This is a genomic window from Streptomyces lancefieldiae (assembly GCF_031845825.1).
In the GTDB taxonomy this organism is placed as follows: Bacteria; Actinomycetota; Actinomycetes; order Streptomycetales; family Streptomycetaceae; genus Streptomyces; species Streptomyces lancefieldiae.
The window spans coordinates 234592-256428 of the sequence record NZ_JAVRFH010000008.1 but is presented as its reverse complement, the minus strand read 5'-3'; the positions used below and the strand labels follow the sequence as shown (position 1 = coordinate 256428).

Genomic DNA, 21837 nt, shown 5'->3' with positions numbered 1-21837 from the left:
CCCCCAGACCCCCCGAGATGGCGTCTGCCCTGTCCCCGACCGGACGAAGGGGCAGGCGCCGTCGCACGCTCAGGGCAGCTCGTACGTGTCGCCGTGCCGTAACCTCGGCGACCAAGAGCCGTACGTACGGGGTGACGGGGGAGTCCGCATGGCCGCGATCAGTCTCACCAAGATGCGGGAGACGGCGCCCGCGCTGGTCGATCCGTACCGGAGCGCCGGGGTGTCGCTCACGAAGCACGGGCTGGAGGGGACGAGGGCGGCCGTCTACCTCGTCGTCGACTACTCCGGGTCGATGAAGCCGTACTACAAGGACGGCAGTGTGCAGGCGCTCGCCGACCGGGTGCTGGGGCTGTCCGCACACCTCGACGACGACGGCAGCGTGCCGGTGGTGTTCTTCTCCACGGACGTCGACGCCGTCACCGAGATCGCGCTCGCCGACCACCTGGGACGCGTCGAGCGCATCGTGTCGGGCCTCGGGCACATGGGCAGGACCAGCTACCACCTGGCCATGGACGCCGTCATCGACCACTACCTCGACAGCGGAGCCCGCCACCCCGCCCTGGTCGTCTTCCAGACCGACGGCGGCCCGGTCAACCGGCTCGCCGCCGAACGGTACCTGTGCAAGGCGGCCCGGCTGCCGCTGTTCTGGCAGTTCGTCGGCTTCGGCGACCCGGGCAGCCGGCAGTTCGAGTACCTGCGCAAGCTCGACGAGCTGGCCGTGCCGGACAAACGGGTCGTCGACAACGCGGGGTTCTTCCACGCGGGCCGCGACCCGCAGAAGGTGTCCGACGCCGAGCTGTACGACCGCCTGGTGGGCGAGTTCCCCAAGTGGCTGGTGGCCGCACGGGCGCAGGGGATCGTGCGGCCGTAGCGGCGCCGGACGCGGGCGCCCGGCCGGCGTCGGTCAGTGCCGCAGGGAGAAGCCCAGCAGGACCCCCGCCGACACCTCCACCGCGCCCGGTGCCAGCGCGCCGGACGGGCCGCCGGCCTTGGCGACGCGGAACGCGGCGAAGGGCTCGGCCTCCGCGTCCTGGACGTGCAGCACCGGGCCCAGCCGCACCTCCGCCGCCTCCGCGTACACCTGCGCCTTCCGGCGGGCGTCGGCCACGGCCCTGCGCCGGGCCTCGTCGCGCAGCGCCGGCTTGTCGAGCACGTCGAACTCGACGCTGTCGATCCGGTGCGCGCCCGCGTCGACCATGTCCACGATCAACTGCTCGAGATCGTCCAGCGCCTCGGTCTCCACCGAATAGGAGGCCTGGCAGCGGTAGCCGAGGAGCGTCCGGCCACCACCGTGACCGTCGTACTCCGAGGTGAGACCGAGCCGCGAGCCCGAGACCGAGGCGTCCGGCACGCCGTGGCGGCGCAGCACCTCCCGCAGCCGCCCCACGGCTGCCCCCGCCCTCTGGAACGCCTGGTCGGGTGACGGTTCCAGCACGTCCACCGCCGGCTGCACCCGCGCGAGCGAGGGCTCGACCCGCACCCGGCCGGCGCCGAACACGCTGATCCCCCACGGTTCTTCGATGGCCTGTGTCATACCGGCATTGAAGCACCGGTCCCGCCCCCTACGTGTCGCACTCCAGCACCGTCCGGCACAGCCCGCACCGCGCCCGCACCCGGCCCCGCACCGGCACCCTGATCCGCTGGTGACACGTCGGGCAGGCGAAGGACACCCGCAGCGGCCCCTGCCCGCCCGGCGTGAAGGCGTACGGGCCGTCCCCCGCGGGCCCGGCGGTGTGCGGGTCCTGGGCATGGCGGCGGTCCCGGGCGTAGCGGCGGCGGCCCGCCCACCCGGCCGCGGTGAGCGGCGGCTGCTGCTCGTCCCGGCGGGCCCGGGCCATCCCCTTGACGTACGCCGTGTAGGCCTGCGGACTGGTGAACCACACCGACGGATCCTCGCCGAAGACCAGCGCCCGCTTGGCCAGGACGTAGCCGAACTCCTCCGGCGTCAGATACCCCAGCTTCTGCGACGACACCGAGTCCTCCCGGAAGGCGTCCAGGAGCAGCCAGCCGGCGCCCAGGTAGGTCGTCGCCGTGTCGGTGAGGATCTCGTTGTCCCGGGTGCCGGGGAAGGACAGGTCGAGGCGGTGCAGATACACGTGCATCACCTCGTGGGCCAACGCCGCGCCGATGTCCCGGCGATGCGTCCGGAAGCGGTCGTTCAGCTCGATGAAGTACTCCGGGCCCGCCGTGAGCTCCACGTTCGCCGCGTGCGTCATCTCGCGGAAGGAGACGATCATCCGCGCGTCGGGCAGACGGTAGTGGCGCACCAGCTCGTGGGCCACCCGCTGCGCGCCCAGATACAGGTCGTCGGTGTCGCAGAACGCCACGTCGGCCGGGGCCACGCTGGCCGAGAACGTCCGGACGGTGTCGTACGACAACCGCCTGTACAGCGCGGTGACGGCCTCCCGCACCGTCTCCAGATGCGGGAAGCCGTGCTCGACCGGTCCGCCGTTCGCCACGCCCGAACCCCCAAGACGTCTGTACCCTCCACCCCACTGTACGAGCAGTGCCGCCGCCACCCGCGCCGCCCGGCGCAAACCGTTCGCCCCACGCTCCGGACCGCGGCACAATCCGGGACCGTGACCAGCGAACACCACCCCGTCGCCGCCACCACCCCGCGCGTGGGCGGCGCCGACGACGACCTGGAAAAGCGGCTCGACGACGAGCTGACCGCCTTCAACACCGCGGCCGCCGACGGCGCCCGGACCGAACCCCTCACCGTGCGCGTCACCGACGAGGCGGGCACCCTGGTCGGCGGACTCACCGCCTGGACCTGGGGGACCCTGGCCTCGGTGGACATGCTGTGGGTGCGCGAGGAGCAGCGGGGGGCCGGCTGGGGGAGCCGGCTCATGCGCGCGGCCGAGGACGAGGCCGTCCGGCGCGGCTGCACCGACATGATCGTGTCCACCTACACCTTCCAGGCCCCCGGCTTCCACCCGAGGCTCGGCCACCGGGAACGGGGCCGCGTCGAGGGCGTGCCCGGCGGGCACGAGGACGTGTACTTCCACAAGCGCATCGGCGCCGGCGGCGCCGGACGGGTTCTCGGGGCCTGAGACGGGCTGCGGCGGCCGGGGCTCCGCCCGTAGGGTGGGCGACCATGACCACCAGCAACACCGGTACCGGTACCGTCGACCCCGCCGTCCGCGAGGAGCTGGGCCGGCTGCGGGACAGCATCGACAACATCGACGCGGCCGTCGTCCACATGCTCGCCGAGCGCTTCAAATGCACCCAGCAGGTCGGCCACCTCAAGGCCCGGCACCAGCTGCCGCCCGCCGACCCGGCCCGTGAGGCGAAGCAGATCGCCCGGCTGCGCGCCCTCGCCGAGAGCGCCAAGCTGGACCCGGCGTTCGCCGAGAAGTTCCTGAACTTCATCATCGCCGAGGTGATCCACCACCACGAACGCATCGCGGAGAGCAACGGCAACGGGACCGCCCCGGCGCCGCACTGAGCCCCGCCCCGGCACGGGGGTGCGTGTACGGGCACACGCGCTGTGCACGCACCGCCCGCGGGGGTGCACGCCGGGGTGCGCGGCGGCCCGGGAACGGACCGGACATACTCCGCGTACCGATCCGCCTCTGTGCCGTGCCGACGGCATCAGGCAGCATGGCGTCCATGTCCGTACTGACGCGCGACGAAGCGCAGACCCGTGCCCGGCTCCTCGACGTCCACCACTACGCGATCGACCTCGATCTCACCCGTGGCGACGAGACCTTCGACTCCCGCACCGCCATCCGGTTCACCGTCCGCGGCGAGACCGACGCCGCGGACACCTTCGTCGAGGTCAAGCCCGCCGAGCTGCGCACCGTCACCCTGGACGGACAACCCCTCGACACGAACACCCTGGACGGGAACCGGCTGGCGCTGAAGGACCTCGCCCCCGGCGAGCACGAGCTGCGCGTCGAGGCGGCCATGCGCTACTCCCGCACCGGCGAGGGCATGCACCGCTTCACCGACCCCACCGACGGCGAGACCTACGTCTACACCCAGCTGTTCATGGACGACGTCCAGCGCGTCTTCGCCGCCTTCGACCAGCCCGACCTGAAAGCCGTCTTCGACCTGACCGTCACGGCGCCCCAGGGCTGGAGCGTCCTCGCCAACGGCATCACCGAGCACGCCGGCGACGGCCGCTGGACGGCCGCCACGACCCCGCCGATCTCCACCTACCTGGTCGCCGTCGCCGCCGGTCCCTGGCACTCCGTACGCACCGAACACCGCGGCCTGCCCTTCGGCATCCACTGCCGCCGCTCGCTCGCCCCCCACCTGGACGCCGACGCCGACGAACTCTTCGAGGTCACCCGCGGCTGCTTCGACCGCTACCACGAGAAGTTCACCGAGCCCTACCCCTTCGACTCCTACGACCAGGCGTTCGTCCCCGAGTTCAACGCCGGCGCCATGGAGAACCCCGGACTGGTCACCTTCCGCGACGAGTTCGTCTTCCGGTCCGCCGTCACCGACACCCAGCGCCAGACCCGCGCCATGGTCATCGCCCACGAGATGGCCCACATGTGGTTCGGCGACCTCGTCACCCTCAGGTGGTGGGACGACATCTGGCTGAACGAGTCCTTCGCCGAGTACATGGGCTACCAGACCACCGCCGAGGCCACCCGCTTCACCGACACCTGGACCGAGTTCGGCGTCACCCGAAAGCCCTGGGGCTACGACGCCGACCAGCGCCCCTCCACCCACCCCGTCGCCCCCGAGAACGTCCCCGACACCGCCTCCGCCCTCCTCAACTTCGACGGCATCTCCTACGCCAAGGGCGCCTCCGCCCTGCGCCAGCTCGTCACCTGGCTCGGCGAGAAGGACTTCCTCGCCGGCATCAACACCCACTTCGAGAGGCACAGGTTCGCCAACGCCACCCTCGCCGACTTCATCGACTCCCTCGCCGCCGCCACCGACCGCGACGTCCACGCCTGGGCCGACGTCTGGCTGCGCACCACCGGCGTCGACACCCTCGTGCCGGAACGGAGCGCCGAGAACGGCAACTGGCACCTCCACATCGACCACCGGGGCAGCACCGGAGCCCGGACCGCGCCCGACCCCGCCAAGGACCGGGCCGGCCTGAAGCACGCCGGCCGTCTCCAGCCCGGCGGAGGCACGCGACCCCACCGCATCACCGTCGGCGTCTACGACCACGACCTCCACGACGCCGGCCGCCTCACCCTCCGCCAGCGCCTCGAAGCGGACCTCTCCACCGACGGGAACGTCGCCCTCAGCACCGTCGGCCCCCAGCCCGCGCTCGTCGTCCTCAACGACGGCGACCTCACCTACGCCAAGATCCGCTTCGACGCCGACTCCTTCCGGACCCTGCGCACCGCCCTGTCCGGCCTGCCCGACCCGCTCACCCGGGCCGTCGCCTGGAACGCCCTGCGCGACGCGGTCCGCGACGGCGAACTCCCCGCCACCACCTACCTGGACATCGCCCGCACCCACCTCCCGCACGAGACCGGCCTCGCCCTCGTCGACGGCGTCCTCGCCTTCGCCACCGGCCAGATCGCCGACCGCTACCTCACCCCCGAGCAGCGGCCCGCCGCCCTGGCCACCCTCACCGACCTGTGCCGCGACCTCATCCGCCGCACCGAGGACGGCGACCACCCCGGGCTGCGCCTCATCGCCGTACGCCACCGCATCGCCACCGCCGCCCACCCCGACACCATCGCCGCCTGGCTCGCCGACGGCACCGTCCCCGGCGGCCCCGAACTCGACCCCGAGCTGCGCTGGCGCATCCTCACCCGCCTCGCCGTCCTCGGCGCCACCGACGAGGCCGCCATCGCCGCCGAACTCGAACGCGACCCGAGCGCCACCGGCCAGGAGGGCGCCGCCCGCTGCCGCGCCGCACTGCCCGACCCCGAGGCCAAGAACCGCGCCTGGGAGGCGATGTTCGCCTCCGACGACCTCTCCAACTACCTGTTCACCGCCACCGCCCAGGGCTTCTGGCAGCCCGAACAGGCCGACCTCGTACGCGCCTTCGTACCGCGCTACTACGCCGAAGCGGTCGCCGTCGCCGCCCGCCGCGGCCCCGCCATCGCCGACGCCGCCGGCCGCTGGGCCTTCCCCGTCCACGCCGTCGACCCCGACAACCTGCGCCTCGGCCAGGAGTGCCTCGCCGACGCCGACCCGATCCCCGCCCTGCGCCGCAAGCTCACCGACCAGCTCGACGACCTCGCCCGCGCCCTGCGGGTCCGGGAGACGGACACGCACTGACCCGCACCTCCCCCGCACACGGCCGGCCCCCACCCCGGGGACCGGCCGTGTGCGTACCCCCATTCGGGTAGTGATCGTCGGGCAGTCCGGCGTCGGCGCGCATCCGCGTACAAGCTGGAACTCCCCGCCCACCCGGCGCCCGGCCGCCGCCCCGCATCGAGGCGTCGCGCGCCGCCCGTCGCATCGCGCCCGGAGGACAGCCCATGGGCATGCCGCCCCTCGCGTCGGGCCCGCACGGCCCCGACTCCCTGCCACCCCTGCTCGACACCGTGCTCGACGCCCTGCGCACCGGCACGGCGGCACGCGGCGGCGGCCCCCTGCCCGCCGGCGGCCCCGACGCCGTCGCCGCCCGGACGGCGGACGCGGCCGGCGAGATCCTGCCCGACCGGAGCGACCCCGACGCACTCCGCGTCCTGGTCACCGCACTCGCCGCAGGCGCCGCCGACCCGGCCCACCCCCTGTGCGCCGCCCACCTGCACGGCCCGCCCCTCGCCGTGGCCGCGGCCGCCGACCTCGCCGCGAGCATCCTCAACCCCTCCCTCGACTCCTGGGACCAGGCACCCGCCGCCTCCGCCCTGGAAGCCCTCGTCACCCGCGCCCTCGCCCGGGAGACCGGCGCCACCGACGCCCTCGTCACCACCGGCGGCACCGAGTCCAACCAGCTCGCCGTCCTGCTCGCCCGCGAAGCCCACGGCGCCGGCCTGCGGCTGATCCACGGGGCGAACGCCCACCACTCGCTGCCCCGCGCCGCATGGCTGCTGGGGCTCCCCGAACCCGTCACCGTCGCCACCCCCGCCGGCACCCTCGACCCCGCCGCCCTCGACGAGGCCCTCGCCCTGACCCCCGGACCGCACCTCGTCGCCGCCACCGCCGGCACCACCGACGCCGGGCTCATCGACCCGCTGCCCGAGATCGCCGACCGCTGCACCACCCACGGCGCCCGCCTCCACATCGACGCCGCCTACGGCGCCGGCCTCCTCTTCAGCGAACGGCACCGCGCCAAACTCGCCGGCCTCGAGGCCGCCCACACCGTCGCCCTCGACCTGCACAAACTCGGCTGGCAACCGATCGCCGCCGGCCTCCTCACCGTCAAGGACGCCGACGACCTCACCGTGCTCCACCAGCGCGCCCACTACCTCAGCGCCGACGACGACACCGACGCCGGCCTCCCCGACCTCCTCGGCCGCTCCCCCCGCACCAGCCGCCGCCCCGACATCCTCAAGATCGCCGTCACCCTCAAGACCCTCGGCCGCACCGGCCTCGGCGCCCTCGTCGACACCGTCTGCGCCCGCGCCCGGGACCTCGCCGCCCTCGTCGACGGCCACCCCGGTTTCACCCTGCACGCCCCGCCCACCATCAGCACGGTCCTCTTCCGGCCCGCCCACGCCACCGACGACACCGTCGCCGCCGTACGCCGCGCCCTGCTCACCACCGGCCGCGCCGTCCTCGGCCGCGCCCGCGCCGACGGCCGGCTCTGGCTCAAGGCGACCCTCCTCAACCCCCACACCCGGCCCGACGACCTCGCCGCCCTCCTCACCCACGTGGAAGGACACCTCCCCCGATGAACGCCACCACGCACCACGCGCCCGACGCCCCCCGCGACCTCGTCGGCATCGGTATCGGCCCCTTCAACCTCTCCCTCGCCGCGCTCGCCGACCCCCTCAGCGACCTCGACACCGTCTTCTACGACCAGCGCCCCACCTTCCAATGGCACCCCGGCCTGCTCATCGACGGCGCCCGCATCCAAGTGCCCTTCCTCGCCGACCTGGTCACCCTCGTCGACCCGGTCAGCCCCTGGTCCTTCCTCAACCACCTCAGGGCCCGCGCACGCCTCTTCCCGTTCTACTTCGCCGAGCGCTTCCACATCGAGCGCGCCGAGTACGACGCCTACTGCCGCTGGGTCGCCGAGAACCTCCCCGCCCTCCGCTTCCACCACCAGGTCGACGCCGTCCGCTGGAACCCGGAACGCGACCTCTTCGAGGTCGACTACACCCAACTCGGCGCCGACGGGGAGGCCGAAGCCCTCGGCCGCACCTACGCCCGCAACATCGTCCTCGGCGTCGGCACCGAACCCCACGTCCCCGACCAGCTCAGACCCCTCGTCGACGCCCCCGGCGTGCCCGTCCTCCACGCCGCCGACTACCTCGACCACCGCGACGCGCTCCTCGCCGCCGAGCACATCACCGTCGTCGGCACCGGCCAGTCCGGCGCGGAGATCTTCCTCGACCTGCTCCGCCACCGGCCCGTGGGCCGCGAGAAGATCCACTGGCTGGGCCGCACGGAGGCCTTCACCCCCATGGAGTACTCCAAGCTCGGCCTGGAGCACTTCACCCCCGACTACACCCGCTACTTCCACGCCCTGACCGAACCGGTCCGCGACCGCCTCCTCGCCGCGCAGTGGCAACTGCACAAGGGCATCGACGCGGGCACCGCCGCCGCCATCCACGACGAGCTCTACCGCCGCACCCTCGACGGCGGCTGGCCCGACACCGTCCTCTCCCCCGGCGTCCACGTCCGCACCGCCGGCCGCATCGCCACCACCCAGGTCGAACTGCACGTGGAACACGCCCAGCAGAAGACCCGCACCCGCCTCACCACCGACGCCGTCGTCCTCGCCACCGGCTACCGCGAACGCCCCCTCGACCGCCTCCTCGCCGGCCTCGACCCCTACATGCGCCGCGACGGCGGCGAACGGCCCCGCGTCGACGAACGCTTCCGCCTCCTCCTCGACCCCACCGTCACCGGCTCCGCCTACGTGCAGAACGTCGAACGGCACACCCACGGCGTCGGCACGCCCGACCTCGGCCTCGCCGCCTGGCGCAGCGCCACCATCCTCAACGACCTGACCGGCCGGGAGACGTACCCGCTGCCGAACCGCACCGCCTTCACCACCTTCGGCCTGGAAAACGGACAGCCCCAGATCCCGACCGCACACCACCACCGGGCGCTCACCCCTCTGGTGGACGGGACCTGAGGCCGTCTCGGAACGCGGGGGTCAGAACACCGGCGTGCCGTTGCGCGTCAACGACCAGCCCACGGACGCGAAGTCCTTCGGATCCAGCACACCCTTCGCGGTCGCCCACTCGGCGATCCGGGTGCGGATCTCCGTCGACTCCGACCACAGCTCCTTGGCCGACGCCACGTGCGGGAAGGCGCCGCCGCCGTTGGCCCGGTAGTTGTTCACCGCCAGCACGAACTGCTGCGCGTCGTCCAGCGGAGCGCCGCCGTAGGTGAGGTTCCTGATCCGCGACCCGGCCGCCTGCGCGATGTCGATCTCGTACGACAGCCCCGACACGTAGTCGTAGTTGTAGTCCGGGCGGCCGTTCGCATTGGTCAGCTTCTCCACGTCCACCGGCGCACCGTCCGCCGTCCGCACGTAGTACTCCGCCGAGTACTCCAGGTACGCGCGCAGCTGCGCACCCGTCATCAGCTTCGCCACCAGCGTGTTGTCATACACGTACAGGCTCGACAGGTCCCGGATGGTCACGTCGCCGGCCGGGATCTCCGAGGTCCGGGAGAAGGGCGACGCCTGCGCCAGGACCGGCAGCGACGCGTACTCCGTACCCGCCAGCGCCTCCTTGACCACGTCCTCCTGCACCTTGGTGATCAGGTCGATGATCGGCGCGTCCTTGTACCGCGCCTCCACCGTCGTCAGCGTCTCGGTCGCAGTCCCGACCACCTGGTTGACGTACGCCACCACCTTCGCGTGCTCGTCCTTCAGCAACCGGGTGATCCTCGGATCGTCGGCGACCGTGTTGGAGTTGCGCAGCGACGCCCTGACCGACTCGACGTGCCAACGGCCCCGCTCGAAGACCAGCTCGAAGTCGAACAGCGTCAGCCGCTCGGCGTAGCACAGCGGCTCCGACAGCACGACCGTCTTCCCGGTCCGCTCGTTGACGACCTTCAGCTCCGGGATCTCCACGTGGGCGTGTCCGACGAGGATCGCGTCGATGCCCGGCACCTGCCTGGCCACATTGGCCGCCGCGTTCTCGACGTACGGCACCTGGTCACCGTACGAGGACGTGCCCGACGAACCGGAGTGCGCCGAGACGACCACCACGTCCGCGCCCATCGAACGCAGCTTCGGCACCCACTTGGCCGCCTGCTCCTCCAGCCCCGGGAAGGCCAGCTTCCCCTGCACGTACGCCTTGTCCCAGATCGCGATACCGGGGTTCGTCAAGCCCAGCACCGCCACCTTCACCGGCGGGCCGCCCTTCACCCGGAACGTCTTCATGAAGTACGGCGGGAACGCGGGCCTGAGCGTCCTGGCGTCCACCGCGTTCGCACCCAGCAACGGGAAGTCGCACTGCTCCTCGAACTTCCGCAGCGTCTCGATGCCGTAGTTGAACTCGTGGTTGCCGAGCGCCACCGCGTCGTACCCGATCGCGTTCATCGCCTGCGCCATCGGGTGCACCGGACCGCCCTCGGCGGTGATCGGGTCCACCTTCGCGTAGTAGTACGTCAGCGGGGTGCCCTGGATGGTGTCGCCCGCGTCCAGCAGCAGCGTGTTCTCGCGGCCCTTCTCCTCGCGGACCTGGTTCACCAGCGTGGAGATACGGGCCAGCCCCTGGGCGTTGCCCGCCGTGTCCGCGTACTCCGCGTCCTTGAAGTAGTCCCAGTTGAAGACGTGTCCGTGCAGGTCGGTCGTGCCCAGCACCGTCAGCGCGTACCGCTTCGGCTCGCGTCGCCCCTGCTGCGCGGGTGCCGCCTCGGCCGCCGGGGCCGCCGCCGCGCCGGCCAGCGCCACCCCCGCTCCCGTCACGGCGGACCTGCTCAGGAACTTCCGGCGGTTCAACGGCATGGCTGACTCTCCTTGGTGACCCGTCACATCATCAACAACGCGCGTAGATTCCGTCCTGAACACGACGTCTGTCAAGAGAGGAGGGCAAGGTCGCATGCTCATCGGAGCAACCCGGCGCACAATTCAACAGTTGTCAATCACCCTTTACTCAAAGGTTGTTGAGTGGCCATGTGTGCCCAATTTGCTACCGATCGGTAAGTCATAGGCTCGACCCATGCGCCGAGCAAAGATCGTCTGCACCCTTGGACCCGCCACCGACTCGTACGACCAGATCAAGGGCCTGGTCGACGCCGGAATGGACATCGCCCGCTTCAATTTCAGCCACGGCACCCATGACGAACACGCGGAGCGCTATCACCGTGTCCGCAAGGCGGCCGACGAGACCGGCCGCAGCGTCGGCGCCCTCGCCGACCTTCAGGGTCCGAAGATCCGGCTCGGTCGCTTCACCGAAGGCCCCGTACTCCTTGAACGCGGCGACACCTTCACCATCACCGTGGAGGAGGGCGTCGGCGGCGACCGCCACATCTGCGGCACCACCTACGCCGGCCTCGCCGCCGACGTCACCCCCGGCGAACGCGTCCTCGTCGACGACGGCAAGGTCTGCCTGGAGGTCACCGACGTCGACGGCCCCCGGGTCCGTACGACCGTGATCGAGGGCGGCGTGGTCTCCGACCACAAGGGCCTCAACCTCCCCGGCGTCGCCGTCTCCGTCCCCGCCCTCTCCAAGAAGGACGAGGACGACCTGCGCTGGGCCCTGCGCAGCGGCTTCGACGTCATCGCCCTCTCCTTCGTCCGGGGCGGACGCGACATCCGCGACGTCCACCGCATCATGGACGAGGAGGGCCGCCGCCTCCCCGTCATCGCCAAGGTCGAGAAACCGCAGGCCGTGGAGAACATCGAGGACATCGTCGCGGCCTTCGACGGCATCATGGTCGCCCGGGGCGACCTCGGCGTCGAAATGCCCCTGGAGCAGGTCCCGATCGTCCAGAAGCGCGCGATCAAGCTGGCGAAGCGCAACGCCAAGCCGGTCATCGTCGCCACCCAGATGCTCGACTCGATGATCGACAACGCCCGCCCGACCCGCGCCGAGGCCTCCGACGTGGCCAACGCGGTGATCGACGGCACCGACGCCGTGATGCTCTCCGGCGAGACGAGCGTCGGCAAGCACGCCGTCGACACGGTGCGCACCATGGCCCGCATCGTCGAGGCGGCGGAGGAGGACATCCTGGCGGGGGGCCTGTCCCCGTTGACCGAGCGCAACAAGCCCCGCACCCAGGGCGGCGCGGTCGCCCGCGCGGCGGCGGAGATCGGCGACTTCCTCGGCGCGAAGTTCCTGGTCGCCTTCACCCAGTCCGGCGACACCGTCCGCCGCCTCTCCCGCTACCGCTCACCCATCCCGCTGCTCGCCTTCACCCCTGAGCCGGCGACGCGCTCACAGCTGAGCCTGACCTGGGGGGTGGAGACCTTCCTGGGCCCGCACGTGGACTCCACGGACGCGATGGTCGACCAGGTGGACGAACTGCTCACCCGGTACGGGCGCTGCGAGAAGGGCGACGTGGTGGTCATCACGGCCGGTTCGCCGCCGGGGGTGTCGGGGACGACCAACCTGGTGCGAGTGCACCACATCGGCGAAGACTGACCGGACGGCTGCTCGGGTCCCGGGCCGGCTCGTGGCCGTGAGCATCGAAAAGCGGATGTACACGAGAACGTGTACATCCGCTTCTGAATGTGCCCGGTGTGGGATTCGAACCCACATGCCCAAAGGGCACGGCATTTTGAGTGCCGCGAGTCTGACCAGTTCCTCCAACCGGGCAAGGTTGGCAACCGCTGGGAAGTGTACCGGTTCACCCCGAGCCGTCGCAGCTAGGTAGGCTCTTGTCAGCAGCACCCCTGCCCCGAACGAGGAGCTCACGTGACCGCCCCCGAGTCGCCCCAGCCCGCCGACGTGCCCGAAGACGACAAGTCGCACGTGCCTCCGCTGACGACCCGCGTCGTCATCGCCGAGGACGAGGCGCTCATCCGGCTGGATCTCAAAGAGATGCTGGAGGAGGAGGGGTACTCCGTCGTCGGCGAGGCCGGTGACGGTGAGCAGGCCGTGGAGCTGGCCCGCGAGCACCGGCCCGACCTCGTGATTCTCGACGTGAAGATGCCGAAGCTCGACGGCATCTCCGCGGCCGAGAAGATCGCCGAGGAGAGCATCGCGCCGGTGCTGATGCTGACCGCGTTCTCGCAGCGCGACCTCGTCGAGCGGGCCCGGGACGCCGGGGCCATGGCGTACCTCGTGAAGCCGTTCAGCAAGAGCGACGTCGTGCCGGCGATCGAGATGGCCGTCTCGCGGTTCACCGAGCTGAAGGCGCTGGAGAAGGAGGTCGCCGACCTCAGCCAGCGGCTGGAGACGCGCAAGCTGGTGGACCGGGCCAAGTCGGTGCTCCAGACGGAGTACGGCCTGACCGAGCCGGCCGCGTTCCGGTGGATCCAGAAGACGTCGATGGACCGGCGGATGTCGATGCAGCAGGTCGCCGAGGCGGTCATCCAGGACGCCGAGGAGAAGAAGGCGGCCAAGGGCTGAGACCCCGAGACCCCGTACCTGCGACGAGGCCCGCGCCCCCCACCTGGGGGCGCGGGCCTCGTCGCAGGTGGCGTCGGTTCAGTCCTCGCCGAGGTAGGCCTTGCGGACCGACTCGTCGTGGAGGAGGTCCTGTCCGCTGCCGGACAGGACGATGGTGCCGACCTCCATGACGTGGCCGTGGTCGGCCAGGGACAGGGCGGCCTGGGCGTTCTGCTCGACGAGCAGGATGGTGGTGCCCTGGGACTTGAGCTCGGCGATCGTCGACATGATCTTCTGCATCATGATCGGCGAGAGGCCCATGGAGGGTTCGTCGAGCATCAGCAGCTTGGGCTGGGACATCAGGGCGCGGCCCATGGCGAGCATCTGCTGTTCGCCGCCGGAGAGGGTGCCCGCGGCCTGCTTCCGGCGTTCGCCGAGGATCGGGAAGAGGTCGTAGGCGCGCTGGATGTCCTTCTCGATGCCGGGCCTGTCGCTGCGCAGGAAGGCGCCGAGGCGGAGGTTGTCCTCGATCGTCATGCGGGGGAAGATGTGCCGGCCCTCGGGCGAGTGGGCGAGTCCGAGGGAGACGATCTGGTGGGCGGGGACCTTCTTGAGGGACTTGCCCCCGAACCTGATCTGACCGCCGGCCGGCTTGAGGAGGCCCGACAGGGTGCGCAGGGTGGTGGTCTTGCCGGCGCCGTTGGTGCCGATGAGGGTGACCACTTCGCCGGCGTCGACCTTGAAGGAGATGCCCTTGACGGCTTCGATCTTGCCGTAGGCGACGCGGAGGTCCTCGACCTCGAGCAGTGCGGTCATCGGTCGTTCTCCTTGCCGGCCGCGGTGTCCGTGGTGGTGTCGGCCTGGGCGTGGGCCTCGGCGGCCTCCACCTCGGCCGCCTCCGCCGCGCCGGGGTCGTTCTCGAGGGGTTCGCCGAGGTAGGCGGCGACGACGCGTTCGTCGCCCTGGACGGTGGCGCTGTCGCCCTCGACGAGCTTCTCGCCCTGGACGAGGACGGCGACGCGGTCGCACAGGTTGAAGATGAAGCGCATGTCGTGCTCGATGACGAGGATGGCGACGCCCATGTCGCGGATGGCGAAGACCAGTTCCTCGGTGGCCCGGGTCTCCTGGGGGTTCATGCCGGCCGTCGGCTCGTCCAGGAGCAGCAGTCCCGGTTCGCTGGCGAGGGCGCGGGCGATCTCCAGTTTGCGCTGCTCGCCGTAGGGCAGGTTGCGCGCGAGGTGGTCGGCCTTCGCGGCCAGGCCCACGAACTCCAGGAGCTCCATGGCCCGTTTGCGGGAGGCCGCCTCCGCCCGGTGGAAGCCGGGGCCGCGCAGGACGGCCGACCAGAAGCCTTCCTTGGTCCGGGTGTGACGGCCGACGAGGACGTTCTCCAGGACCGTCATGTTGGCGAACAGCCGGATGTTCTGGAAGGTGCGGGCGATGCCGGCGGCGGTGACCTTGAAGGATTTCGGCGGCAGGACCCGGTCCTTGTAGCGGACCTCGCCCTCGGTCGGGATGTACAGGCCGGTGAGGCAGTTGAAGAAGGTGGTCTTGCCGGCGCCGTTGGGTCCGATGAGACCGACGATCTCGCCGCTGTTGACGGTGAGGTCGACGCCGCGGACGGCGGTGAGGCCGCCGAAGCGCATGGTGACGCCGCGCGCGTCGAGGACGGGGGTGCCGGGGGCGGGGGCGCCCGGGGTGTCCTTGGTGGTGGTGTCGGTGGTCATGGTGGTCAGGCCCCTGTCTTGCTCAGGACTGCGGGCGCTTCGGCCTCTTCGTGGAATTCCAGCTGGCGGCGTCGGTTGGGGATGAGGCCCTCGGGGCGGAAGCGCATCAGCAGCACGAGCGCGAGTCCGAAGGCGAGGAGCTGGTAGTCGCCGAGGAACTGGAGCTTGTTGGGGATCAGGAAGAGCAGCGCGGCACCGATGAGGGGGCCGGCGATGGTGCCCATGCCGCCGAGGACGACCGCGGCGAGCAGGAAGGCCGAGTTGGGCGGGGTGGTGCCGGCGAAGAGGTACTGCTCGGGGGTGACGGTGTAGGTGACGTGGGCCTGCACGGTCCCGGCGAGGCCGGCGAGGGTGGCGCCGACGGCGAAGGCGATGAGCTTGACGCGGAAGCCGTTGATGCCCATGGCGAGTGCTGCGGTCTCGTCCTCGCGGATGGCGACCCAGGCGCGGCCGATGCGGGAGTCGCCGCTGCGCCGGAAGACGAGGACGACGACGGCCGTGATGATGAGCATCAGGAAGAAGTAGTTGGCGAACCGGCCGATGGTGAAGCCGGCGATGTCGTGCTGGATGCCGAGGTCGAAGCCGAGGACCTTGAGGTCGGGGATGGAGGAGACACCGTTGGAGCCGTTGGTGAGGTCGGGTCCGGAGGTGCCGTCGAGGTTGTTGGCGGTGATGCGGAAGATCTCGCCGAAGCCGAGGGTGACGATGGCGAGGTAGTCGCCGCGCAGCCGCAGGGTGGGGGCGCCGATGAGGACGCCGAACACCAGGGAGGCCACGGCGCCCACGAGGACGGCGGCCCAGAACGGGAAGTGCACGTCGAAGGGGGAGCTGGGGGAGCCGGAGACGAGGGCGGCGGCGTAGGCGCCGACGCCGAGGAAGGCGACGTAGCCGAGGTCGAGCAGGCCGGCGAGGCCGACGACGATGTTCAGGCCGAGGGCGACCGTGGCGAAGATGAGGATGTAGACGCCGAGGGTGGCGTACTGGTCGTCGGACTGGGTGAAGGGGAAGCAGGCCGCGGCGATGAAGGCGCCGCAGACGGTGATGTTCTGGTGCCGGGCGGTGAGCTGGGTGACCTGGCCGATCAGGCCGGACCGGTTGAGGGCGGCGAAGCCGAAGCCGGCGGTGATCAGGAAACCGACGAAGAGTTCGTCGTACTCGGTGCCGATGCCGTAGGTGAAGACGACCAGGGCGACGGCGAGGACCGCGACGATGATCAGGATCTCGACGTAGGAGGGCAGCGCGCGCAGGGGGCGGGGGGTGCCGGCGGCGAAGGCCGCCTTGACGGTCTGCCAGTTCTGGGAGGTGGTGTGCTTGAACCGCTCCCAGCCGGTGTCGTCGGGGTCGAACGGGTCGGGCTCGGGGCGTTCGAAGGGCAGGGCGAGGGAGCCGAGGAGGGCGATCAGGGTGGTGGCCGCGGCGATGTAGCCGCCGGGCTCGAGGTTGACGATGCCGCCGAGCTGGGTGCTGATCGCGATGATCGTGTACCAGGTGGTGACGAATGCGGCGAGGGCGGCGAACTTGAGCGCGCCGTCGGCGCCGGCGGGCACGAGCCAGCGCAGCCCCTTGATGCCGTACGAGGCGAGGCCGAGGACGGCGGTGAGGGCACCGGCGATCAGCACCAGGACCTGGAGGCCGCCCGGGTAGCCGTAGACGGTGAGGTCACCGGGGAACTCGGCGGTCCAGGTCCAGGCGAGGAACGTGGAGACGACGGTGAGGACGCCGCCGCCGGTGGCGAGGGCGCGTCCGATGTGCGGGGGTATGCCGATGAGGCCGGAGGCGTCGCCCGCGGGGGTGCCGGCGGTCTTCGGTGCGGTGGTCTGTGTGGTCATCGGTGTCACGCCCTGTCCGCAACGCGTTCGCCGAGCAGGCCCTGTGGCCTGAACAGCAGCACGAGAATGAGGAGGATGAAGGCCCATACGTCGGCCCAGGTCTGGCTGCCGAACTTGTCCAGGCCGGGGATGTCGGCGATGTAGGCCGCGGCCAGGGTCTCGGCGACGCCGAGGACGACGCCGCCGATCATGGCGCCGTAGATGTTTCCGATACCGCCGAGGACCGCCGCGGTGAAGGCCTTGAGTCCGAGGATGAAGCCCATCTTGAACTCGATCTGGCCGTACTTGAGGCCGTTGGCGACGGCTCCGACGGCGGCGAAGACGGCGCCGAGCGCGAAGGCGACCACGATGATGCGGTCCGTGTTGACGCCCATCAGCTTGGCGGTGTCCGGGTCCTGGGCGGTGGCCTGCATGCCGCGTCCGGTGCGGGTGCGCATGACGAAGTAGCCGAGCAGCGCCATGCTGACCGGGGCCGCGATCAGCAGGAAGATGTCGCCGGTCTGGATGGTGACGTTGCCGATGTGGAAGGGGCCGCCGTCGATCTGCGGGAAGGGGCGCGCTGACTTGGCCTCGGGGTACCAGGCCCACACCGCCTGCTGGAGGGCGAGGGAGAGGCCGATGGCGGTGATGAGGGGCGCGAGGCGGGGGGCGCCGCGCAGCGGGCGGTAGGCGAAGCGTTCCGCCCCGACGGCGACGGTGACGGAGACCACCATGGCACCGATGAGCATCAGGGGCAGGGCGATCAGCATGGAGGTGCCGTCGGGCAGGATGTACACGTAGACCGTGAGCGCGCCGAAGGCGCCGGTCATGAAGATCTCGCCGTGGGCGAAGTTGATGAGCTGGACGATGCCGTAGACCATGGTGTAGCCAATGGCGACCAGCCCGTACATGGATCCCAGTAGCAGGCCGTTGACCAGCTGCTGCGGCAGTTCGTTCACCGCATGTCCTCCGAGACTTTCGGACGTTCGACGGATGTGGCCGGATGCGAGTCCGCGCGGGGCGCCGGTGGAACCCCCCCCCCCGCGGCTCGTGGGCAGTGGTGCGGCAGGGTCAGCCGGTGTACGTACCGGACTTGACGGCCTTGAAGGCTCCGTTCTCGACGGAGTAGACGGTGAGCTGCTTGTTGGTGGCATCACCGAACTCGTCGAAGGAGACCTTGCCGGTCACGCCGTCGAAGGAGACGTTCTGCATGGCCTCGGTGACCTTGGCGCGGGCGTCGGAGGGAAGCTTTCCACCGTTGTCCTCGACGACCTTCTTGACGGCCTCGATGATCGCCCAGGCGGAGTCGTAGGAGTAACCGCCGTAGGCGGCGTAGCCCTCCTTGTAGCCGGCTTCCTTGTAGTCGGCCACGAACTTCTTGGCGGAGTCGAGTTCCTCGACGGGCGCGCCGACGGAGGTGGAGAGGTCGCCGTTGCTGGCGGCACCGGCGAGCTTGATGAAGGTGTCGTCCTTGATGCCGTCGCCGCCGACCAGGGGGATCTTGGCCCCGGCTTCCTTGATCTGCTTGCTGAGCGGTCCGGCCTGCGGGTATTCGCCGCCGTAGTAGACGACGTCGGCGCCGGAGTTCTTGACCTTGGTGGCCACCGAGGAGAAGTCCTTGGTGTCGGGGTTGATGTGCTCCGTGCCCACCACCTGGCCGCCGAGTCTCTTGAACTCGTCGGTGAAGGTGCCGGCGAGACCGGCGCCGTAGGTCTTCTTGTCGTCGATGACGAAGACCTTCTTCTTCTTGGCGTCGTTGTAGACGTACTGCGCGGCGAACGGGCCCTGGACGGCGTCCGTGGTCGCGGTGCGGAAGTACGACTTGTACGTGCGGACCTTCTTGGTGCGCCACTCCAGGCCCTGCGTCAGCGACGGGCCGGTGTTGGCGGGGGAGACCTCGACGAGTTTGGCGCTGTCGAAGACCTTCTGCATGGACTCGCCGACCGAGGAGTTCAGGGGGCCGACGACGCCGAGAACTTCCTTGTCGGCGACGAACTTCGAGGCGTTCTGCTGGCCGACGGAGGGCTGGCCCTGGTCGTCGAGGGCCTCGATCTTGAAGGTGATGCCGTCGACGTGCTTCGTCTCGTTGGCGGTCTTGGCCGCGAGGTCCGCCGAGTTCTTGATGCCGAGGCCCAGCGCGGACAGGTCGCCGGTCAGCGGGGCGTCGACGCCGATGACGACGGTGGTCCCACCGCCACCGCCGCCGCCGTTGCCGGAGTCCGAGCCGCCGTCGTCGTCGCGCGAGCCGCAGGCGGTGAGGGTGAGCGCTCCCGCCGCCAGAGCGGCGGTGATGGCGATGAGCGAACGTTGACGCACGATCAGTCCTTTCCCTGGCACGGCCGCTTCCCCGTGGAGGCGGCCGAGTCGAGCGCTGGGCCGAAGTGACAATCCGACGGCGCGGTGACTGGCCGTGACTCTAAGCGTGTGTGGGGAACGTGGAGGAGGGTCTGACTCAGGCTGTGACGCTCTTGTTATGACACGGCGTAATGCAGAGCGGTACTGGCTGGGAAGAAGGGCGGAATTCAGGCCGATTCGCCCGGTCCACATGCTGAGAACCTGCAGGACCGGCGGCTCGCGTTCAGGTGTCTGGGGCGTTTTGGTGATTACCTGGAATCGTTGCTGCAGGCGACCTGGAGGGCCTGGGAGAGGTGCTGCGCATAGCGCGGACCCAGGATGAAACTGTGGGCTTGTATTGCGCGCGCATTACGCAGTGTTACATCCAGGAAAGGGAGTCCGGGGTTCCGTGGTGCTTTTTCGCATTCCGTCACCCGCAGCGTGACGATGATCTTGCGGGCGGAATGCGACTTTGTCTGGAAAGGTGCCGCGGGGGAGGAAGTCACCGACAGGCCGGAGTAGGGCTGGGCGACCCGCGTCACGGTGACGGGCGGGCCGGACTGCACGCTCAGCGTCACCGCGAAGCTGAAGCTGCCGGCCGGGGCGTTGCGAGGGCCGGCCACCGGGTCCAGGTAGACGAGGTCGACCGCCTGGGAAGGGTAGGGCGGCGGGAGGGCGGGCCGCGGTTGCGGCCGGCTCGCGTACAGATACCCGGCGCCCGCCAGGACGGCGAGGGCCGTGAGGGCCGTGAGGACGGTCCGGCGGTGGCGGTCGGAGTGAGGGGTGCGGTCGGGGTGGGGGTCGAGGTGGCTGTCGTGGCGCCGGGCGAAACGTCCGCGTGGCCGGGAACGGGGCCGGGGTGCGTCCGGGGCGTCCCACGCGTGCGTGCCCTCACCCGGCTCGACGGGGCCGGTGCCGCTCACCGCTGCCACGGACCCGTGCTCGGAGCGCCGTCGCGGTAGCGCTCGGCGCACGCCTCGCGCACCTGGCGGTCGATCAACCGCTCGGCAGCCCCGGCGCCCTGGTCGCGGTTCGTGGCCCGGGCGGCGTCCACCACCTCCCGCAGGATGTCGTACTGCCGGTTGGACAGTCCCATCGACTGATAGTCGCCGTAGGTGTCTTTGCCGTCCAGCATGTCGCGCGCCCAGTACCCGACGGCTCTCACGCACAACTCCGCGGCGGACGGGGGCCGTGGGGACGTCGGCGGCGCGCTCGCCCCGCGGGGGGTGCCGGAACCGGCCTCCCCGTCACCCGGGTTGCCGCAGCCGGCCGCCGCGACGGCGGTCAGCAGCGTGAGCGCGAACGCAGCCGTCACCACCGCGCCGCCCCGCCCGGGTGTGGCTGGCCCAGGTGCGCCCGGTTCGGGCGTGGCCCGTTCCGGTGCTGCGGGTTCGGGGGCGGCCCGTTCTGGTGCTGCCGGTTCGGGTGTGGCCCGTTCCGGTGTTCCCGGTTCGGGTACGTCCCGTTCCCCCGCGACCGGTCCGGGCGCGGCCCGTTCCGGCGCACCCCGGCCGGACTCGTACCGGAACCGTCGAGCTGCCGCCCCCGGCCAGGGGGCTTCTCCCCGTCCCATGCCCCGACGCTAGGGCGCCGTGGGTCCGGGAGCAATGCCGTGGACCGGGGCGACGCCGGGGACCGGGGGCGGCATCGGGGATGGGGAGCACCGTCGGGGAGGGCCGGTGCGGGGCCGGGGCGCTGGGCCAGGGCCGCCGTCAGCGGGCCGGGGGCGCCGTGCGCTCGGAGCGCGGTCGCAGGCAGGCCCGGAGCGCCGTGGGTCGGGGAACGACGTCGCAGGGGTGACGCCGTAGGTCCTGGAGCACCGCCTCGGGCGGGCGCGGCGCGCAGGGCGGCGCCGTGACCGCCCGGCGCGGCGCTCAGCCGGCCGCGCCCGCCGGGGCCCCGTCGCCGGGGTTGACGTCCCGCAGCATGCAGGTCAGCCGGGCGGTGCACACCCGGCGGTCCTGCTCGTCGCTGATCACGATCTCGTACGTCGCCGTCGACCGGCCCCGGTGCACCGGCGTGGCCACGCCGGTGACCAGACCGGAGCGGACCCCGCGATGGTGGGTGCAGTTCAGGTCGACGCCCACGGCGATCTTGGCGCTGCCGCCGTGCAGCATCGCGCCGACCGAGCCGAGGGTCTCGGCCAGCACCGCCGAGGCGCCGCCGTGCAGCAGCCCGTACGGCTGGGTGTTGCCCTCCACCGGCATGGTGCCGACGACGCGGTCGGCCGACGCCTGGAGGATCTGCACGCCCATCCGCGTCCCGAGGTGCCCGGCGGAGAACAGCGCGGGCAGGTCGACGCCGAGCGCGGCGTACTCGTCGATGACCTCCTGCGGGAACTGCACCTGCTGCTGCTCGCCCATGGGCCCGGCTCCGTTCGTTCCGATGCGTCTGTCTGATCGCCTGTCGGCTCGG

The 21837-nt window shown here is 71.2% G+C and carries 19 protein-coding genes and 1 tRNA gene; 8 read left to right on the top strand and 12 right to left on the bottom strand.

Annotation, left to right across the window (positions count from 1 at the left end):
- Positions 1-148 precede the first annotated feature (148 nt).
- Entirely contained in the window at positions 149-871 is a 723-nt protein-coding gene (locus RM812_RS11290) for a vWA domain-containing protein (RefSeq protein ID WP_311572316.1), read from the top strand.
- A gap of 33 nt (positions 872-904) precedes the next feature.
- On the opposite strand, the gene RM812_RS11285 is transcribed toward RM812_RS11290, so the two are convergent.
- Positions 905-1534 carry an SIMPL domain-containing protein gene (locus RM812_RS11285; RefSeq protein WP_311572315.1) on the bottom strand — a complete coding sequence of 210 codons (630 nt, stop codon included), beginning with the start codon at positions 1532-1534 and terminating at the stop codon, positions 905-907.
- Between the two features lie 28 nt (positions 1535-1562).
- On the bottom strand, positions 1563-2459 hold the full coding sequence (locus tag RM812_RS11280; protein ID WP_311572314.1) for a hypothetical protein: 897 nt from the start codon (positions 2457-2459) through the stop codon (positions 1563-1565).
- Between the two features lie 120 nt (positions 2460-2579).
- Here RM812_RS11280 and RM812_RS11275 point away from each other — a divergent pair, with 120 nt between their 5' ends.
- The 5 genes from RM812_RS11275 to RM812_RS11255 all read left to right on the top strand — a co-directional run bounded on the left by RM812_RS11275 (position 2580) and on the right by RM812_RS11255 (position 9178).
- Positions 2580-3053: a GNAT family N-acetyltransferase gene (locus RM812_RS11275; protein ID WP_311572313.1), complete on the top strand. Its 474-nt coding sequence runs from the start codon at positions 2580-2582 to the stop codon at positions 3051-3053.
- Positions 3054-3097: 44 nt separating this feature from the next.
- Positions 3098-3448 carry a chorismate mutase gene (locus tag RM812_RS11270; protein ID WP_311572312.1) on the top strand — a complete coding sequence of 117 codons (351 nt, stop codon included), beginning with the start codon at positions 3098-3100 and terminating at the stop codon, positions 3446-3448.
- Between the two features lie 155 nt (positions 3449-3603).
- Positions 3604-6204 (top strand): aminopeptidase N, encoded by a 2601-nt coding sequence (pepN, locus tag RM812_RS11265; protein ID WP_311572311.1) that lies wholly within the window; start codon positions 3604-3606, stop codon positions 6202-6204.
- A 203-nt stretch (positions 6205-6407) separates the two neighbouring features.
- Positions 6408-7769: a pyridoxal phosphate-dependent decarboxylase family protein gene (locus RM812_RS11260; protein WP_311572310.1), complete on the top strand. Its 1362-nt coding sequence runs from the start codon at positions 6408-6410 to the stop codon at positions 7767-7769.
- A complete protein-coding gene (locus tag RM812_RS11255) occupies positions 7766-9178 on the top strand; it encodes a lysine N(6)-hydroxylase/L-ornithine N(5)-oxygenase family protein (RefSeq protein WP_311572309.1) in 1413 nt (470 codons plus the stop codon). The genes RM812_RS11260 and RM812_RS11255 overlap by 4 nt, the downstream gene beginning before the upstream one ends.
- Before the next feature lie 21 nt (positions 9179-9199).
- On the opposite strand, the gene RM812_RS11250 is transcribed toward RM812_RS11255, so the two are convergent.
- On the bottom strand, positions 9200-11005 hold the full coding sequence (locus RM812_RS11250) for a bifunctional metallophosphatase/5'-nucleotidase (protein ID WP_311572308.1): 1806 nt from the start codon (positions 11003-11005) through the stop codon (positions 9200-9202).
- Between the two features lie 214 nt (positions 11006-11219).
- Here RM812_RS11250 and pyk point away from each other — a divergent pair, with 214 nt between their 5' ends.
- A complete protein-coding gene (gene pyk, locus RM812_RS11245; RefSeq protein WP_311572307.1) occupies positions 11220-12644 on the top strand; it encodes a pyruvate kinase in 1425 nt (474 codons plus the stop codon).
- 90 nt (positions 12645-12734) lie between these two features.
- Here pyk and RM812_RS11240 read toward each other — a convergent pair.
- A tRNA-Leu gene (locus tag RM812_RS11240) sits at positions 12735-12818 on the bottom strand.
- 99 nt (positions 12819-12917) lie between these two features.
- On the opposite strand from RM812_RS11240, the gene RM812_RS11235 reads away from it, so the two are divergent.
- Entirely contained in the window at positions 12918-13574 is a 657-nt protein-coding gene (locus RM812_RS11235) for an ANTAR domain-containing response regulator (protein ID WP_311572306.1), read from the top strand.
- 78 nt (positions 13575-13652) lie between these two features.
- On the opposite strand, the gene RM812_RS11230 is transcribed toward RM812_RS11235, so the two are convergent.
- The 8 genes from RM812_RS11230 to RM812_RS11195 all read right to left on the bottom strand — a co-directional run bounded on the left by RM812_RS11230 (position 13653) and on the right by RM812_RS11195 (position 21785).
- The gene (locus tag RM812_RS11230; RefSeq protein WP_311572305.1) at positions 13653-14369 is read right to left on the bottom strand and encodes an ABC transporter ATP-binding protein; all 717 of its coding nucleotides are present in this window, start codon (positions 14367-14369) and stop codon (positions 13653-13655) included.
- Positions 14366-15280: an ABC transporter ATP-binding protein gene (locus tag RM812_RS11225; protein WP_311572304.1), complete on the bottom strand. Its 915-nt coding sequence runs from the start codon at positions 15278-15280 to the stop codon at positions 14366-14368. The genes RM812_RS11230 and RM812_RS11225 overlap by 4 nt, the downstream gene beginning before the upstream one ends.
- Positions 15281-15285: 5 nt before the next feature.
- Positions 15286-17109 (bottom strand): branched-chain amino acid ABC transporter permease, encoded by a 1824-nt coding sequence (locus RM812_RS11220; RefSeq protein WP_311572303.1) that lies wholly within the window; start codon positions 17107-17109, stop codon positions 15286-15288.
- Between the two features lie 5 nt (positions 17110-17114).
- Positions 17115-18047, bottom strand: a complete 933-nt coding sequence (locus tag RM812_RS11215; RefSeq protein WP_311572302.1) for a branched-chain amino acid ABC transporter permease — start codon at positions 18045-18047, stop codon at positions 17115-17117.
- A gap of 112 nt (positions 18048-18159) precedes the next feature.
- The gene (locus RM812_RS11210; protein WP_311572301.1) at positions 18160-19404 is read right to left on the bottom strand and encodes a branched-chain amino acid ABC transporter substrate-binding protein; all 1245 of its coding nucleotides are present in this window, start codon (positions 19402-19404) and stop codon (positions 18160-18162) included.
- Positions 19405-19691: 287 nt separating this feature from the next.
- Positions 19692-20345 carry a Tat pathway signal sequence domain protein gene (locus tag RM812_RS11205; RefSeq protein WP_311572328.1) on the bottom strand — a complete coding sequence of 218 codons (654 nt, stop codon included), beginning with the start codon at positions 20343-20345 and terminating at the stop codon, positions 19692-19694.
- Positions 20342-20737 (bottom strand): hypothetical protein, encoded by a 396-nt coding sequence (locus RM812_RS11200; RefSeq protein WP_311572300.1) that lies wholly within the window; start codon positions 20735-20737, stop codon positions 20342-20344. Before RM812_RS11200 ends, RM812_RS11205 begins: the two co-directional genes overlap by 4 nt.
- Before the next feature lie 559 nt (positions 20738-21296).
- Positions 21297-21785, bottom strand: a complete 489-nt coding sequence (locus RM812_RS11195) for a hotdog fold thioesterase (protein ID WP_311572299.1) — start codon at positions 21783-21785, stop codon at positions 21297-21299.
- Between the last annotated feature and the right edge of the window lie 52 nt (positions 21786-21837).